The sequence below is a fragment of the Micromonospora sp. NPDC047557 genome, assembly GCF_043205095.1.
Taxonomy (GTDB): domain Bacteria; phylum Actinomycetota; class Actinomycetes; order Mycobacteriales; family Micromonosporaceae; genus Micromonospora.
Map to the genome: position 1 here is coordinate 425,741 of NZ_JBIDDK010000004.1, position 13,499 is coordinate 439,239.

12 protein-coding genes are annotated in these 13,499 nt (G+C 73.8%); 6 read left to right on the top strand and 6 right to left on the bottom strand.

Annotated elements, in window-relative coordinates; translation table 11 throughout:
- Positions 1 to 25: 25 nt before the first annotated feature.
- From ACGGAQ_RS14750 to ACGGAQ_RS14770, 5 genes are all read left to right on the top strand, one after another.
- A complete protein-coding gene (locus ACGGAQ_RS14750) occupies positions 26 to 628 on the top strand; it encodes a PadR family transcriptional regulator (RefSeq protein ID WP_393048770.1) in 603 nt (200 codons plus the stop codon).
- Positions 625 to 1,359: an ABC transporter ATP-binding protein gene (locus tag ACGGAQ_RS14755; protein ID WP_355066859.1), complete on the top strand. Its 735-nt coding sequence runs from the start codon at positions 625 to 627 to the stop codon at positions 1,357 to 1,359. Before ACGGAQ_RS14750 ends, ACGGAQ_RS14755 begins: the two co-directional genes overlap by 4 nt.
- The gene (locus ACGGAQ_RS14760) at positions 1,356 to 4,145 is read left to right on the top strand and encodes an FtsX-like permease family protein (RefSeq protein WP_393048774.1); all 2,790 of its coding nucleotides are present in this window, start codon (positions 1,356 to 1,358) and stop codon (positions 4,143 to 4,145) included. Before ACGGAQ_RS14755 ends, ACGGAQ_RS14760 begins: the two co-directional genes overlap by 4 nt.
- Positions 4,146 to 4,227: 82 nt before the next feature.
- Positions 4,228 to 4,728, top strand: a complete 501-nt coding sequence (locus tag ACGGAQ_RS14765) for a nitroreductase/quinone reductase family protein (RefSeq protein ID WP_393048777.1) — start codon at positions 4,228 to 4,230, stop codon at positions 4,726 to 4,728.
- A gap of 36 nt (positions 4,729 to 4,764) precedes the next feature.
- Positions 4,765 to 5,502, top strand: coding sequence for a nucleotidyltransferase domain-containing protein (locus ACGGAQ_RS14770; RefSeq protein ID WP_393048780.1), 738 nt, complete (start codon positions 4,765 to 4,767; stop codon positions 5,500 to 5,502).
- 6 nt (positions 5,503 to 5,508) lie between these two features.
- Here the strand turns inward: ACGGAQ_RS14770 and ACGGAQ_RS14775 are convergent, their stop codons facing one another.
- Entirely contained in the window at positions 5,509 to 6,222 is a 714-nt protein-coding gene (locus ACGGAQ_RS14775; RefSeq protein ID WP_393048783.1) for a VIT1/CCC1 transporter family protein, read from the bottom strand.
- On the bottom strand, positions 6,219 to 7,076 hold the full coding sequence (map, locus tag ACGGAQ_RS14780) for a type I methionyl aminopeptidase (RefSeq protein ID WP_393048786.1): 858 nt from the start codon (positions 7,074 to 7,076) through the stop codon (positions 6,219 to 6,221). The genes ACGGAQ_RS14775 and map overlap by 4 nt, the downstream gene beginning before the upstream one ends.
- A gap of 95 nt (positions 7,077 to 7,171) precedes the next feature.
- On the opposite strand from map, the gene ACGGAQ_RS14785 reads away from it, so the two are divergent.
- Positions 7,172 to 7,486 (top strand): STAS domain-containing protein, encoded by a 315-nt coding sequence (locus ACGGAQ_RS14785; RefSeq protein ID WP_393048789.1) that lies wholly within the window; start codon positions 7,172 to 7,174, stop codon positions 7,484 to 7,486.
- 41 nt (positions 7,487 to 7,527) lie between these two features.
- On the opposite strand, the gene ACGGAQ_RS14790 is transcribed toward ACGGAQ_RS14785, so the two are convergent.
- The 4 genes from ACGGAQ_RS14790 to ACGGAQ_RS14805 all read right to left on the bottom strand — a co-directional run bounded on the left by ACGGAQ_RS14790 (position 7,528) and on the right by ACGGAQ_RS14805 (position 13,494).
- Positions 7,528 to 11,187 carry a SpoIIE family protein phosphatase gene (locus tag ACGGAQ_RS14790; RefSeq protein WP_393048791.1) on the bottom strand — a complete coding sequence of 1,220 codons (3,660 nt, stop codon included), beginning with the start codon at positions 11,185 to 11,187 and terminating at the stop codon, positions 7,528 to 7,530.
- 195 nt (positions 11,188 to 11,382) lie between these two features.
- Positions 11,383 to 11,934, bottom strand: a complete 552-nt coding sequence (locus ACGGAQ_RS14795; protein WP_393048794.1) for a pyridoxamine 5'-phosphate oxidase family protein — start codon at positions 11,932 to 11,934, stop codon at positions 11,383 to 11,385.
- 46 nt (positions 11,935 to 11,980) lie between these two features.
- Complete coding sequence (locus tag ACGGAQ_RS14800) at positions 11,981 to 12,730, bottom strand: gamma-glutamyl-gamma-aminobutyrate hydrolase family protein (RefSeq protein ID WP_393048797.1); 750 nt, start codon at positions 12,728 to 12,730, stop codon at positions 11,981 to 11,983.
- Entirely contained in the window at positions 12,727 to 13,494 is a 768-nt protein-coding gene (locus ACGGAQ_RS14805) for a 3-oxoacyl-ACP reductase (RefSeq protein ID WP_393048799.1), read from the bottom strand. The genes ACGGAQ_RS14800 and ACGGAQ_RS14805 overlap by 4 nt, the downstream gene beginning before the upstream one ends.
- Between the last annotated feature and the right edge of the window lie 5 nt (positions 13,495 to 13,499).

Genomic DNA, 13,499 nt, shown 5'->3' on the forward strand with positions numbered 1-13,499 from the left:
TACCAGGTATGCATACTCCGTTGCCATGTCCATCCGTCACGGGCTGCTCGCCCTTCTCGAACGCGGCCAGATGTACGGCTACCAGCTGCGCGCCGCGTTCGAGGAGTCGACCGGCTCGACCTGGCCGCTGAACATCGGGCAGGTCTACACCACGCTGTCCCGGCTGGAACGGGACGGTCTGGTGCGCCCGCTGCCGGAGAGCGAGGCCGGGCAGCGCCCGTACGAGATCACCGACGCCGGCCGGGCGGACCTCGCGCTGTGGTTCGCCACCCCGATCAGCCGCAACGACCGCCCCCGCGACGAGCTGGCGATCAAACTGGCCCTGGCGCTCACCACCCCCGGAGTGGACGTCCGCTCGGTGGTGCAAGCCCAGCGCAGCGCGACCATGCGCACGTTGCAGGAGTTGACCCGGTTGAAGTACGGCAGCGACCGCCCGGAGGATCTGCCGTGGCGACTGGTGCTGGACTCGATGGTGTTCCAGGCCGAGGCTGAGGTGCGGTGGCTGGACCACTGCGAGAGCAGTCTGGTCCGGCATCAGCCCAACGGGCCGACGCAGCCCCCGCCCCGGCCACCCGACGGCGGGGCGTCGGACGGCGCGCGGTGGGCCGACGAGGAGGCGCGACGGTGAGCGGAACGGACGACGCGGTGCTGGAGCTGCGCGCCGTCCACCGCACCCACGGGTCCGGCCCGGCGGCGGTCCACGCGCTGCGCGGTGTCAGCCTGGTCGTCCGGCCGGGCGAGCTGGTCGCCGTGATGGGCCCGTCCGGTTCGGGCAAGTCGACGCTGCTGGCCCTCGCCGGTGGGCTGGACCGCCCGACCCGCGGCGACGTCCGGGTCGAGGGCCAGCCGCTCGGGGCGTTGGACCGCCGCGGGCTGGCCCAGCTGCGCCGCCGCCGCATCGGTTACATCTTCCAGCAGCTCAACCTGCTGGCCAGCCTGAGCGCGTTGGAGAACGTCGCGCTCCCGCTGGAGCTCGACGGCGTCGGCGGCCGGCGGGCCCGTGCGGCGGCTCTGGCCGCGTTGACCGAGGTGGGCCTGCCGGCGCTGGGTGACCGCTTCCCGGACCAGCTCTCCGGTGGTCAGCAGCAGCGGGTGGCGATCGCCCGCGCGCTGGTCGGCGAGCGGCGGCTGGTGCTCGCCGACGAACCCACCGGGGCGCTGGACTCGCAGACCGGCGAGGCGGTGCTGCACCTGCTGCGCCGCCGGGTCGACGCGGGCGCCGCCGGCATCCTCGTCACCCACGAGGCGCGCCACGCCGGCTGGGCCGACCGGGTGGTGTTCCTGCGCGACGGCGTGCTGGTCGACACGACGGCCCCGCTGGGCAGCGTCGAGCAACTGCTGTCCGGCAGCGACCGTTGACCCTGCGCCGGACGCCGCTGGCACGCCGCCGCGTCGATCCCCCGGCGGTCGGGCCGGGAACACCGCCCACGCCCGTCGGGCGGCGGAGGTTCGCCGAACTGACCGGCTCGTGGCGGGCGGCGCTGCGGATCGCCCGACGCGAGTCGCGCCGGGCGCGTCGGCGTACCGCCCTGGTGCTCGCGATGATCGCCCTGCCGGTGCTGGTGCTGGCCTTCCTCGCCACGAGCTACGACATGTCCGAACTGACCCCGCGGGAGCGTGTCGACCGCCGCCTCGGCGTCGCCGACGCGGAGCTGCGGTGGTTCGCCGAGACCCCGGTCATCCAGGACGAGTGGGGCGACAGCTGGTATCCCCGCGACGGCAGCCAGTCAGCGATCGGCCGCCCGGCCACCGCCGCCGAGGTGACCGCGTTGCTCGGCCCTGGCAGCCGGGTCACCGAGATCCGCGCCGGAAGCCCGGTGACGGTGCGGGGCCCGAGAGGTGACGAGACGCTGCAGGGGCGGGTTCTCGACCTCGCCGACCCGCTGGCCCGGAGTCTGGTGCGGTTCCGGTCGGGGCGGGCGCCGCAGCAGCCCGGCGAGGTCGCGGTGAGCCCGGCGGCGCTGCGCCGCCTGGACGCACGCCTGGGCGACGCCGTGGCCACCGCCGACCGGGCGAGGACGTACACGGTGGTCGGGGTTGTCGAGTTTCCCGACGACCTCGGCCCGGTGGTGGCGCTGCACCCGGCGGCCGTCGGGCGGGCCGATCCGCAGACGGAGAGCCGGTGGCTGGTCGACGTGCCCGGCGTCGTCGACGCGGCGATGGTGTCGCGGCTCAACGACCACGGGGTGGTGGTCGCGCCGCGCCACCTGCCCGCCTCGGCGACGTCGTCCCGCAGCTGGATCGGCGACGCGGACACCACCGACCTGAGCACCGGCGTGCTGATCGCCGGCCTGGGGCTGCTGGAGGTCGTGCTGCTGGTCGGACCGGCGTTCGCCGTGGGGGTCCGCCGTCGGCGCCGGGACCTGGCGCTGGTCGCCGTGGCCGGCGGGGACGCGGCCCAACTGCGTCGGGTCGTGCTCGCCGACGGGGTGGTGCTGGGCGTGCTGGGCGCCGCGGCGGGATTGCTGCTCGGTGTCGGCGCGGCGTTCGCCGGTCGTCCACTCATGGAGCAGTACGTCTTCGGCGCCCGCTTCGGCGGGTACCGCTGCTGGCCCTCAGCCCTGGTCGTGCTCGGCGCGGTCGCGGTGCTGGCCGGGGTGCTGGCCGCGCTCGCGCCGGCCTGGACGGCGGCCCGGCAGGACGTCGTCGCCGGGCTCGCCGGGCGACGTACCCCGCCGCCGCCCCGGGCCCGCGCCCTGACCCTCGGGTTGACGCTGGTGGTCGGTGGGGCGGCGCTCGCGGCGTTCGGGGCCAGCCGGACATCACCGGCGGTGATCCTGACCGGCCTGATCCTCGGTGAGCTGGGCCTGGTCTGTTGCACGCCGACGTTGATCGGCGCGCTCGCCCGGCTCGGCCGGGTGCTGCCGCTGGCGCCCCGCATCGCGCTGCGCGACGCCAGCCGCAACCGGGCCGCCGCGGCGCCGGCCATCTGCGCCGTGATGGCGGCGGTGGCCAGCAGCGTCGCGCTCGGCGGATATCTGGCCAGCGACGGGGTCCGCGACGCCCGCACCTACCAGCCGATGCTGCCCACCGGTCACGTCCTCATCAACCCCCAGGGGCCGGGCCGGCAGCCGGAGCCGACGTTGGCCCAGATCGACGCCGTCGCGCGGGCGCAGCTGGGCGCCACCGCCGTCGCCCCCGTACGCATGCCGCTCTGCTCCTCGACCGACGGCCCGGCGGACTACTGCTCCGTCGGGCCGGAAATCCCGCCGGAGCGCGTCTGCCCCTTTACGCCCGGGGACGGCCTGTCGGCGCAACAGCGTCGCCAGGCGCGGGCCGACCCGCGCTGCCGGGACCGCGCCGCCGACTACTTCGGCAACGGCGTCGAGACGCTGGTGGACGACGGCAGCGCGCTGCCGCTGCTCACCGGCGCCGACGCGGCGGCGACCTCCGCCGCCACCGCCGTGCTGCGCGCCGGGGGCGTGGTGGTGACAGACCCGCGCTACCTGCACGACGGCATGGTGACGGTGCAGGTCAACGAGGTGCGGGCCGGGTGGAACGAGGCGAGGACCACCCGGCACGACCTGCCCGGGTACGCGTTGCCGCCGACGGTCGGCCAGCCCCGCCTTCTGCTCTCCGCGTCCGCCGCCCGACAACTCGGTCTGAGCCCCGTCCAGGCAGGCTGGGTGGTCGACACTCCGGCGCCGCCCAGCCAGCGCCGGCAGGATCGATTCGCCAACGACCTGCGGGCCTTCGGGACGTTCTCCCTGCAGGTGGAGCAGGGCGCCGCCGGGCGCGACGACTCACCGCTGCTGCTGCTGCTCGCCGCGGCGGCCGGATTGATCACGGTGGGCGCGGCCGGGATCGCCACGGCGCTCGCCGCCGCGGAGGGCCGCGCCGAACTGTCCACGCTCGCCGCGGTCGGCGCGGCCCCTGCGGTACGCCGACTGCTGGCGATCTGTCAGGCCGGGGTGATCGCCGGTCTCGGTTCGGTGCTCGGCATCGTGGCCGGGCTCGGCACCGCGGCGATCGTGCTGTTCTCGGCGAACCGGGAGTACGCCACAGCCTGGCCGGTACGGGAGCCGTACCCGTACCTGGTGCCGTGGCCGGCGCTGGGCGTGCTGGTGCTGGTGCCGGTGGTGGCGATGCTCGGCGCGGGCCTGTTCACCCGGGCGGGGCTGCCGATCGAACGTCGCCTGGACTGAACCGGGCCACCCGGGGCCGGGAGGCCGGAACCGGACCGTCCGGGGGTGCCGTCGGGGCGGGGCAGCCGGCAGACTGAGCCGCGTGTCAGCGCTCGCAACCCTCACCCGTCGACTCGGCCACCACCGCTGGTTCGGGGCCGCCGCCCGCCTGCTGGTCCCCGCCGACCGGATCGTCGGCCGGCTCACCCGGGGCCGGGTGGTCGCGCTCGGTGTCCTCCCGTCCCTCGTGATCACCACGACCGGTCGCCGCTCGGGCAAGCCACGCAGCAATCCGCTGCTCTACGTGACCGACGGCGACGCGTACGCGGTGATCGGCTCCAACTGGGGGCAGACCCACCAGCCCGGTTGGGCGATGAACCTGCTCGCCGACCCGGCCGCCGAGGTGGACGTGAAAGGTCGCCGGTTCCCGGTGCGGGCCGACCCGGCCACCGGGGCCGAACGGGAACGCCTGTGGCACCTGCTGGTCACCGAGTGGCCGGCGTACCGCACGTACGTCGAGCGGGCCGGCGGCCGGGAGATCCGCATCTTCCGGCTGGTGCCGACCGGGCGCGGCGTGCCAGCCGACCCCCCGTCGGCTGGCTAGGCTGACGCCAGTCGCTTCAGGCGGAGGTTGTGACCCGTGAGCGCGAGCAGTGAGCGGTCGGGTCTCGACCGGAGCCTCGACGATCGACGGTGGACGGTGGCGGAGCGGGTCGCCGAGGTGGTCCGGCGGCGGTTTCCGGCCGACGTGCTCGCGATCGCGGTCCACGGCCCCCTGGCGCACGGCGACGACGACGGTGGCGGGGACGGTGAGGTGGGGATGCTGGTCGTCACCTACCGGCCGGGCGCCGGGCCGCCGCCGGCGACCCGGCGGGTGGACGGTGTGCTGGTCGATCTGACCGTGGCCGCCGCCGACGACTACCTCGGGCAGGCCCGGGTGCTCTCCCCGTTGTGGCCGCTGACGGCCGACCGGTACGTCACCACCCGGTCGCTCTACGACCCGACGAGCTGGCTGCGCACGTTGCGGGACGAGCATCTCGGCCGGCTCGCCCGGGCCCGGCCTGCGGAGTTCAGCACCGCGGCGCGGCAGGCCTGGTACCGGGGTAGCGCGGCGCACTCCCGGGCCGCCCGGTTGGCCGAGTGGTACGAGACGGACCAGGCGTTGCTGATGCTCGGTGAGGCGCGGTTGGCCGCGGCGACCGTGACGGGCCTGCTGGGCCGCACCTACTACCGTGATCCGGGTGATGCGGTGCGGCGCACGGGGTTGGCCGGCGCGGACATGACGGAGGTCGGCGCGGTGCTGGCGCGGCAGGCCGAGGAGTTGGCGGCGCGGGGCCGCCCGGTCGACGGCACGATCGACGAGCTGCTCACCGGTTGAGGGGCGTCACAGCCCGCCCTGCACTCCGATCAGTGAGCCGACCAGGTAGGTGGCGCCGGCCGCGGCGGCGCCCAGCACGAGTTGACGCAGGCCGCTGGTCCACCAGGGTCGGTTGGTGAACCGGGCCACCACGGCACCGGCGGCGAACAGGCCGAGCCCACCCACGGCGAGCGCCAGCCAGAGTTCGGTGGCGCCCAGCAGGTACGGCAGCAGCGGGATCAGCGCCCCCACCGAGAAGAACAGGAACGAGGAGATCGCCGCCGCCCAGGGGCTCGGCTGGTCGTCGGGGTCGACGCCCAACTCCTCGCGGACGTGCACCCGCAGCGCCTCCTCCGGGTCCCGCCGTACCGCCTCGGCGACCTGGGTGGCGAGGTCGCGGGGCAGGCCCCGGGCCACCCACGCGTCGGCCAGCTCGCGGGCCTCCGCCTCGGGGTGCCGCTCCAGCTCGCGCCGCTCCTTGGCCACCTCGGCGGCGACCTGTTCGTTGGCCGAGCGCACGCTCGTGTACTCGCCGAGCCCCATCGAGATCGCGCCGGCCACCAGGCCGGCGGTGCCGGTCAGGACGATGCTGCGGGGCGAGACCCCGCCGCCGCCGACGCCAGCGATGAGGGCGATGTTGGTGACCAGCCCGTCCATCGCGCCGAAGACGGCCGGGCGCAGCCAGCCACCGGAGACGTCGGCGTGGTGTGCCTCGCGCAGCGCGGCCGGGGTGTCGGTCACGGCAGGGTCAGGATCTCGTGGCCGTCCTCGGTCACCACGATGGTGTGCTCGAACTGCGCCGTCCACTTCCGGTCCTTGGTGACCACGGTCCACCCGTCGTCCCACATGTCGTACTGGTAGGTGCCGAGGGTGATCATCGGCTCGATGGTGAAGGTCATCCCCGGCTCCATGATGTCGGTGGGGCGGGGGCTGTCGTAGTGCGGCACGTAGAGCCCGCTATGGAAGGTCTCGCCGATCCCGTGGCCGGTGAAGTCGCGGACCACGCCGTAGCCGAACCGCTTGGCGTACGACTCGATGACCCGGCCCACCACGTTGATCTGACGGCCCGGGGCGACCGCGCGAATGCCGCGCATCATCGCCTCGTGGGTGCGTTCGACGAGCAGCCGGGCCTCCTCGCTGACCTCGCCGACGCAGAAGGTGGCGTCGGTGTCACCGTGCACCCCACCGATGTACGCGGTCACGTCGACGTTGATGATGTCGCCGTCGGTCAGGACTGTGGAGTCCGGGATGCCGTGGCAGATGACCTCGTTGACGCTGGTGCAGCAGGACTTGGGGTAGCCCCGGTAGCCGAGCGTCGACGGGTACGCGTCGTGGTCGCAGAGGAACTCGTGCACCAGACGGTCGATCTCGTCGGTGGTCACGCCGGGCTTGCAGTGTTCACCGGCGAGCTGGGTCGCCTGGGCGGCGAGCCGGCTGGCGATCCGCATCTTCTCGATGGTCTCCGGCGTCTGCACGTGCGAGCCGCGCCACTGCTGGGGGCTCTTCTTACCCACGTACTCCGGGCGGGGAATGTGGGCGGGCACCTGTCGCATCGGGGAGAGCGTGCCTGGGGTCAGCGGCGGACGGACGGTCATGCCCCAAGCCTATCGCCGGAGGAGCTGGTGACCCGTGCCACGGCCGGGCAGTCCCGGTTGTTGCCCTGCCAGGTCGGCTGTGCCATGGTGTCTGCGTGGATCAAGGGGGAGCACCACCCGTCTTCTCCGCCAGCGCGGAGATCGACGGAGAGCACCTCCGCGTGGTGGTCACCGGCGAGGTCGACATGGCGACCGCCGACACGATGCTCCAGACCGCCCTGCGCGAGCCCGCCCGTCGGATCACCCTCGACCTGCGCGCCGTGACCTTCTTCGACTCGGCGGCCATCCACGCCCTGGTCCGGCTCGCCCAGCAGTTCACCGGCACGCTCACCGTGCTGCCGTCCCGGCAGGTCCGCCGTGTGCTGGAGATCTCCGGCCTGGGCGACCAGAGCTGGCTCGACCCGGTCTGAGATCGCCGACGCACCCGGCCGCTGGCGCCCCGGCCGCCGGGTCAGCCCTGCAACTGCCGGCGCAGCGTCACCTCGGTGCCCTCGTCGGTACGCCGCACCATCAGGTCACCCAACGCCTTGATCAGTGACAGGCCGCGCCCCCGGAACCCGGAGTCGGTCGACTCCCGCCACTGCCCGGTGTCACGCACGGTGGCGATCACCGTCCGGTCCTCGATGGCCACCTCGACGCTGATCATCGCCTCGGCGGGTTGGACGGGGTGCTCGATGGCGTTCGCGGCGGCTTCCGACACCGCCACGGTCAGGTCGAACAGGTCCGTCTCGCCGACGTTGTGCGCCACGAGGAAGTCCTCCAGGCGCTTGCGCAGCACGCTCAGCTTGGTCGGGTCCGCCGGCAGCCGCAACGCGAACCGGTTCAGCTCCGCCGCCTCCAGGGCGAGCACCGCCACGTCGTCGCGGCGCGGCCGTCCGGTGACCCGCTCGACCACCGTGTCGATCAGGTCCGCCACGTGCTCGCCGGGGGTGGCGGCGTCGGCGCGCAGCTGCGCCAGCGCGGCGTCGATACCGAGCTGACGGTCCTCGATCAGCCCGTCGGTGTAGAGCAGCAGCCGGCTGCCAGCGGGCAGCTCCCCCTCGACCGTCCGGTACGTCGTGTCGGAGATGACGCCGACCGGCGGGCCGAGCGCGCGGTCATGCAGGAACGCCACGTCGTCTCCTCGGATCAGCAGGGGGGACGGATGACCGGCGCTGGCGTAACGCAGCCGGCTGGTACGGGGGTTGAACAGCAGGCAGACCACTGTCGCGAACGAGCGCCCCTCGGTGGACCCGACCAGCCGGTTGAGCCGGGTCAGCGACTGGCCCGGGTCGAAGCCCTCCAACAGGTACGCCCGCAGCGCGTTGCGCAGCTGCCCCATCGCCGCGGCGGCCTGGACGCCCTTGCCGACCACGTCGCCGATGACCAGCACCAGATCGTCGCCGTCGAGCCTCATCGCGTCGTACCAGTCCCCACCGACCTCGACGTCGGCGCTTCCCGGCAGGTACCGGCTCGCGACGACCGCGCCCGGCAGCTGGGGCAGCGACCTCGGCAGCAGACTGTGCTGCAACGTGGCGGCGATGCGGTGTTCGGCCTCGTAGAGCTGGGCGTTCTCCAGCCGAACGCCGACCAGCCGGGCCAGCTGGGTGAGCGCGGCCTCGTCGGCCTGCGCGTCGTCGCCGGCGGCCCGCCAGACCCGCAACTCGCCGAGCTGCTCGCGGGTGGTGCCGGTCAGCGCGGCCACGAAGGACGGGTCGTTGGCGGTGACGCCACCGCCGTCGGCCTCGGCGCGAGCGCCGGGCGCGGTGACCACGACCCGGGCGGCCTCGGCGAGGCTGAGCGCGTGCCGGGCGGCGACGTGCAGCACATCGGTTGTGGAACGGGCGGTGTTGACCGCCACCGCCGCGTCGGCCAGCGCCCGAAGCCGGCGGATGATCTGCCCGCGCAGCTGGCCCAGCTCGACGTTGGCCCGGACCCGGGCGATCAGCTCCTGCCCGGAGAACGGCTTGGTCAGGTAGTCGTCGGCGCCCACGGAGAGGCCGGCGACCGCCTCGGCGGAACCGGCGCGCGCGGAGAGCAACACGATCGGCACGTCGCGGGTACGGGGGTCCGTGCGCAGCGCGCCGACCAGGCCGAACCCGTCCAGCCGGGGCATCATCACGTCGGTGAGCACGAGGTCGAACCCGCCCGCACGGGCCAGCGTCAGGGCCGCCAGACCGTCGCTCGCGGTGACCACCTCCCAGGTCGGGGAGAGCAACCGGGTCACGTGCTCGCGCAGGTCGACGTTGTCGTCGACGACGAGGATCCGGCCCGCCGGGGCCGCGTCGGTCGGCTGACGGTCGGTCGGCCCGGGGGTGTCCTCGTCGGCCCACAGGGCCGTCTCCGCCACGTACAGCCGGGCCTGCTCGGGCTCGGCGGCGGGCAGGGGTGCGAACGCGGCGACCCGGTCGGCGGGCAGGTGCGCCGATCCGAACGGGACGGTCACCGTGAAGGTGCTGCCCTCGTCGATCTGGCTCGTCACACCGACGTCGCCGCCGTGCATCTCGACCAGTTCCCGAACCAGCGCGAGCCCGATTCCGGTGCCCTCGTGCGTGCGGGCGCGCACCCCGGGCACCCGGTGGAAACGCTCGAAGACGTGCGGCAACTCGGCCGGCACGATGCCCACGCCGGTGTCGGTGACCTCCAGGCGGGCGACGCCCTCCTCGGCCCGGATCCGCACCCGGATCTCGCCGTCGAAGGTGAACTTCACCGCGTTCGACACCAGGTTGAGGACGATCTTCTCCCACATGTCCCGGTCGATGAAGACCGGCGCCGGCAGCGGCGGGCAGTCCACCACCAGTCGCAGCCCGGCACGCTCGGTGGCCGAGCGGAAGGTGCTGGCCAGCCGGGCGGTGTAGCCGGCCAGGTCGGTGGGCTGGTAGCGGGCGGCCAGCCGACCGGATTCCAGTCGGGAGAAGTCGAGCACGGTGTTGACCAGCTTGAGCAGGCGCAACGCGTTGCGGTGCATCACGACGAGCCGGTCGGTGTAGGCGGCGGGCAGCTCCGGGTCGGCCAGCATGTCCTCCAGCGGGCCGAGCACCAGGGTCAACGGCGTACGGAACTCGTGGCTGACGTTGGCGAAGAAGTTGGTCTTCGCCCGGTCCAGCGCGGCCAGCTCGGCGGCCCGGGCGCGCTCCTGCTCGTACGCCCGCTGGGTGCCCACCGCGCGGGAGATCTGCGCGGCCACCAGGTCGAGGAAGTCCCGGTACTCGTCACCGAGCGGCAGCCGGCGGGCGACGCCGGCGATCAGCGCGCCGACCGTCTCGTTGGCCGCCTTGATGGGCAGCACGAGCGCCACGTCGGCGGCGTCGGCCGGAGGCTGGGCGAGCAGACCGCTCACCTCGATGGTGGCGGGCGAGCCCTCGGCGACCAGCTCGCCGACCGTGTCGGGCGGGATGTTCACCGCGGCCGGGTCGACGCGGCTGGCGGCGGTCAGGGTGAAGCGGCCGGTGGAGTCGGCCAGGTAGATCAGCGCGAACGGCACGTCAGCGGAGTGCCGGGCGAGCACGTCGGCGGCGGTCCGGCCCAGCTCGCCCGCGCTGATCACGTCGGCCAGCTCGGTGCCCAGCTCCGACAACGCCCGCAGCCGGCGTTCGCCGACCACCCGCCCGGTGGTCTCGTTGACGATGCAGTAGACGCCGCTGACCGCGCCGTCGGCACCCCGGATCGGGTCGTACGAGACGTCGAAGAAGGTCTGCTCGACGAAACCGGAGCGGTCCAGCAGGAAGGGGTGGTCCTCGCCCCGGTAGGAGAGCCCGGTGCGCCGGACCCCGTCCAGCAGCGGACCGAGGACGTCCCACGTCTCGGCCCAGTGGTGTCGGGCCGGCTGGCCGAGCACGTGCGGGTGCTTGCTGCCGATGGTCGGCCGATAGGCGTCGTTGTAGAAGGCGAGCTGGTCCTCGCCCCAGAACATGACGATCTGCGCGCTGGAGGAGAGCATCATGCCGACCGCGTTGGAGAGCGCCGCCGGCCAGCCGGACGGGCCGCCCAGGGGGTGGGTGGACCAGTCGAAGGCGCGGAGTCGCTCACCCAGCTCACCGCCGCCCGCGTACGCGGCGGCGAGCAGCGGGGAGATTCCGTGGACGTCCGCGAGGGAATGCCCCGCATCCGCGCCCCCCTGGGCCGAGCTCATGCAGCCTCCCCCGCTTCGGCCGTACCCCGCAGCCGTTGATCTTCACGCGCCGTGCTTCGACTTGTACCCCGGCGGACCAGCAACGTAACGCATGACGCCCCTTGGACGCTGGTTACCCGTGTCGCACCCGTCGCCGACCCGACAGCGCGGGAGCGTACGCGGGCCCAGGGAGGCCGCCGGGAGCGCCCTGACCTGTCAGAAGACCGGCAGTCCGTCGATGCTCGCGGCGTTCTTGGTGGCGCGGTAGGTCACCAGATCATCGGCCGTACGGCGGGAGTGTGAGGTAAGCAACAGGTCACGCTCCGCCCGGTAGTCCATCAGCGGCACCGCATAACCGCAGGAGTCGCTGACCCGCTCGACCTCCACCGTGATCACGGCCCGCACGGCGTGCACGTCCGGCGGCGCGGGAAACTCGGCGAGCCGGTCCGCGTAGCCCGCCTCGGTCACCGCGACGCTGCTGCCCCTGCCGTGCAGGCGCACGATCTTCGGGGGCCCGTCGAACGCGCAGAACATCAGCGTGATGCGGCCGTTGTCGCGCAGGTGGGCGATGGTCTCCGCGCCGCTGCCGTGGTAGTCCAGGTAGGCCACCCGGTGCGGGCCGAGGATCACGAAGGTGCCCGTCATGCCCTTCGGCGAGACGTTGACGTGCCCCTCGGGCCCGGACGGCGCGGTGGCCACGAAGAAGACCGGCTGGCCCGCGATGAACTCCCGCAGACGAGCGTCGATCTCTGGATAGACCTTGCCCATGCGGTGATCCTCCCATCGCGCCCGTCCCCCGCCGGGGCGACCTGCGTCACACCGTCGGCGACCCCGCCACGCGTACCCCCTCGTCGCGGTCAACCAACGGTGGGCCCGACCGCCCGGCGGCCCGGACCAGCGCCGTGATCGGACGCGGGTCCGGCTCGTTCTCCGGATGCCACTGCACCCCGAGCACGAACGGACGGTCCGGGTCCTCGACCGCCTCGATCACGCCGTCCGCCGCCCAGCCGCTGACCGCGAGCCGCCCCGGCGTGGCGACCGCCTGATGGTGGTACGAGTTGACCCGGTCCACCCCGGCCAGCGTCCTCGCCGCCAGACTCCCCGGCGCGAACCGCACCGGATGGGTGCCGTAGACCCCCGGGGCCGGACGGTGCGCCTCCGAACCGACGACGTCGGGCAGGTGCTGGTGCAGGGTGCCGCCGTACGCCACGGCGAGCAGCTGCATTCCCCGACAGACACCCAGCACCGGCAGGTCGGCGGCGAAGGCGGCCGTCAGCAGGGTCAGCTCACCGGCGTCCCGGTCCGGCCGGTCCTCGGTCCGCGGGTGCGGCTGCTGGCCGTACCGCCCCGGACCGACGTCGGCGCCCCCGGCCAGCAGGAGCCCGTCGAGGACCGCCAGCACGTCACCGTCGGAGTCGTCCGGGGGCAACACCACCGCCCGACCGCCGGCGGCGGTCACCGCCCGCACGTACGCCTCGGGCACCAGCACCGCCCGCACACCGCGCCACACCGCCCAGTCGGCGGGCTCGACGTACGCGCTGATCCCGATCAGCGGCCGCCTCATAGGGGAGTGACGTAGGCGCCGGTGATCCCGCCGTCGACCACGAACTGCGCGGCGGTCATGAACGAGGCGTCGTCGCTGGCCAGGAACGCCACCGCGGCGGCGATCTCCTCCGGCTGCCCGAAGCGGCCCATCGGGACGTGCACCAGTCGGCGGGCGGCCCGCTCCGGGTCGGCGGCGAACAACTCCAGCAGCAACGGGGTGGCCACCGGGCCGGGACAGAGCGCGTTGACCCGGATGCCCTCGCGGGCGAACTGCACACCCAGCTCCCGGGTCATCGCCAGCACCCCGCCCTTGCTGGCGGTGTACGCGATCTGCGACGTCGCCGCGCCCATCAGCGCCACGAACGACGCGGTGTTGATGATCGAGCCCTTGCCCTGCCGACGCATGTGCGGGATCGCGTACTTGCAGCAGAGGTAGACGCTCGTGGTGTTGACCCGCAACACCCGTTCCCACGCGTCCAGCCGGGTGTCCAGGATGGAGTCGTCGTCCGGCGGGGAGATGCCGGCGTTGTTGAACGCGACGTCCACCCGGCCGTGCCGGTCGGCCACCCCGTCGAACAGGTCGCGGACCGCCGACTCGTCGGCGACGTCGGTGCGGACGAACTCGCCGCCGCACTCCTCGGCGGCCTTCTCGCCGGCCGCCTCGTCGATGTCCACGCAGACCACCCGGGCCCCCTCGGCGGCGAACCGCCGCACGGTGGCCAACCCGATGCCGCTGCCCGCTCCGGTGACCACGGCCACCCGGTCCTGCAATCGACCCTGCACAGGCG

What these genes read in the sequence shown, in the direction of transcription:
- ACGGAQ_RS14750 (WP_393048770.1), top strand. Translation starts at nt 26, where the DNA reads ATGTCCATCCGTCACGGGCTGCTCGCCCTTCTCGAACGCGGCCAGATG.
- map (WP_393048786.1), bottom strand. Translation starts at nt 7,076, where the DNA reads ATGACCGTCCGTCCGCCGCTGACCCCAGGCACGCTCTCCCCGATGCGA.
- ACGGAQ_RS14790 (WP_393048791.1), bottom strand. Translation starts at nt 11,187, where the DNA reads ATGAGCTCGGCCCAGGGGGGCGCGGATGCGGGGCATTCCCTCGCGGAC.
- ACGGAQ_RS14795 (WP_393048794.1), bottom strand. Translation starts at nt 11,934, where the DNA reads ATGGGCAAGGTCTATCCAGAGATCGACGCTCGTCTGCGGGAGTTCATC.
- ACGGAQ_RS14800 (WP_393048797.1), bottom strand. Translation starts at nt 12,730, where the DNA reads ATGAGGCGGCCGCTGATCGGGATCAGCGCGTACGTCGAGCCCGCCGAC.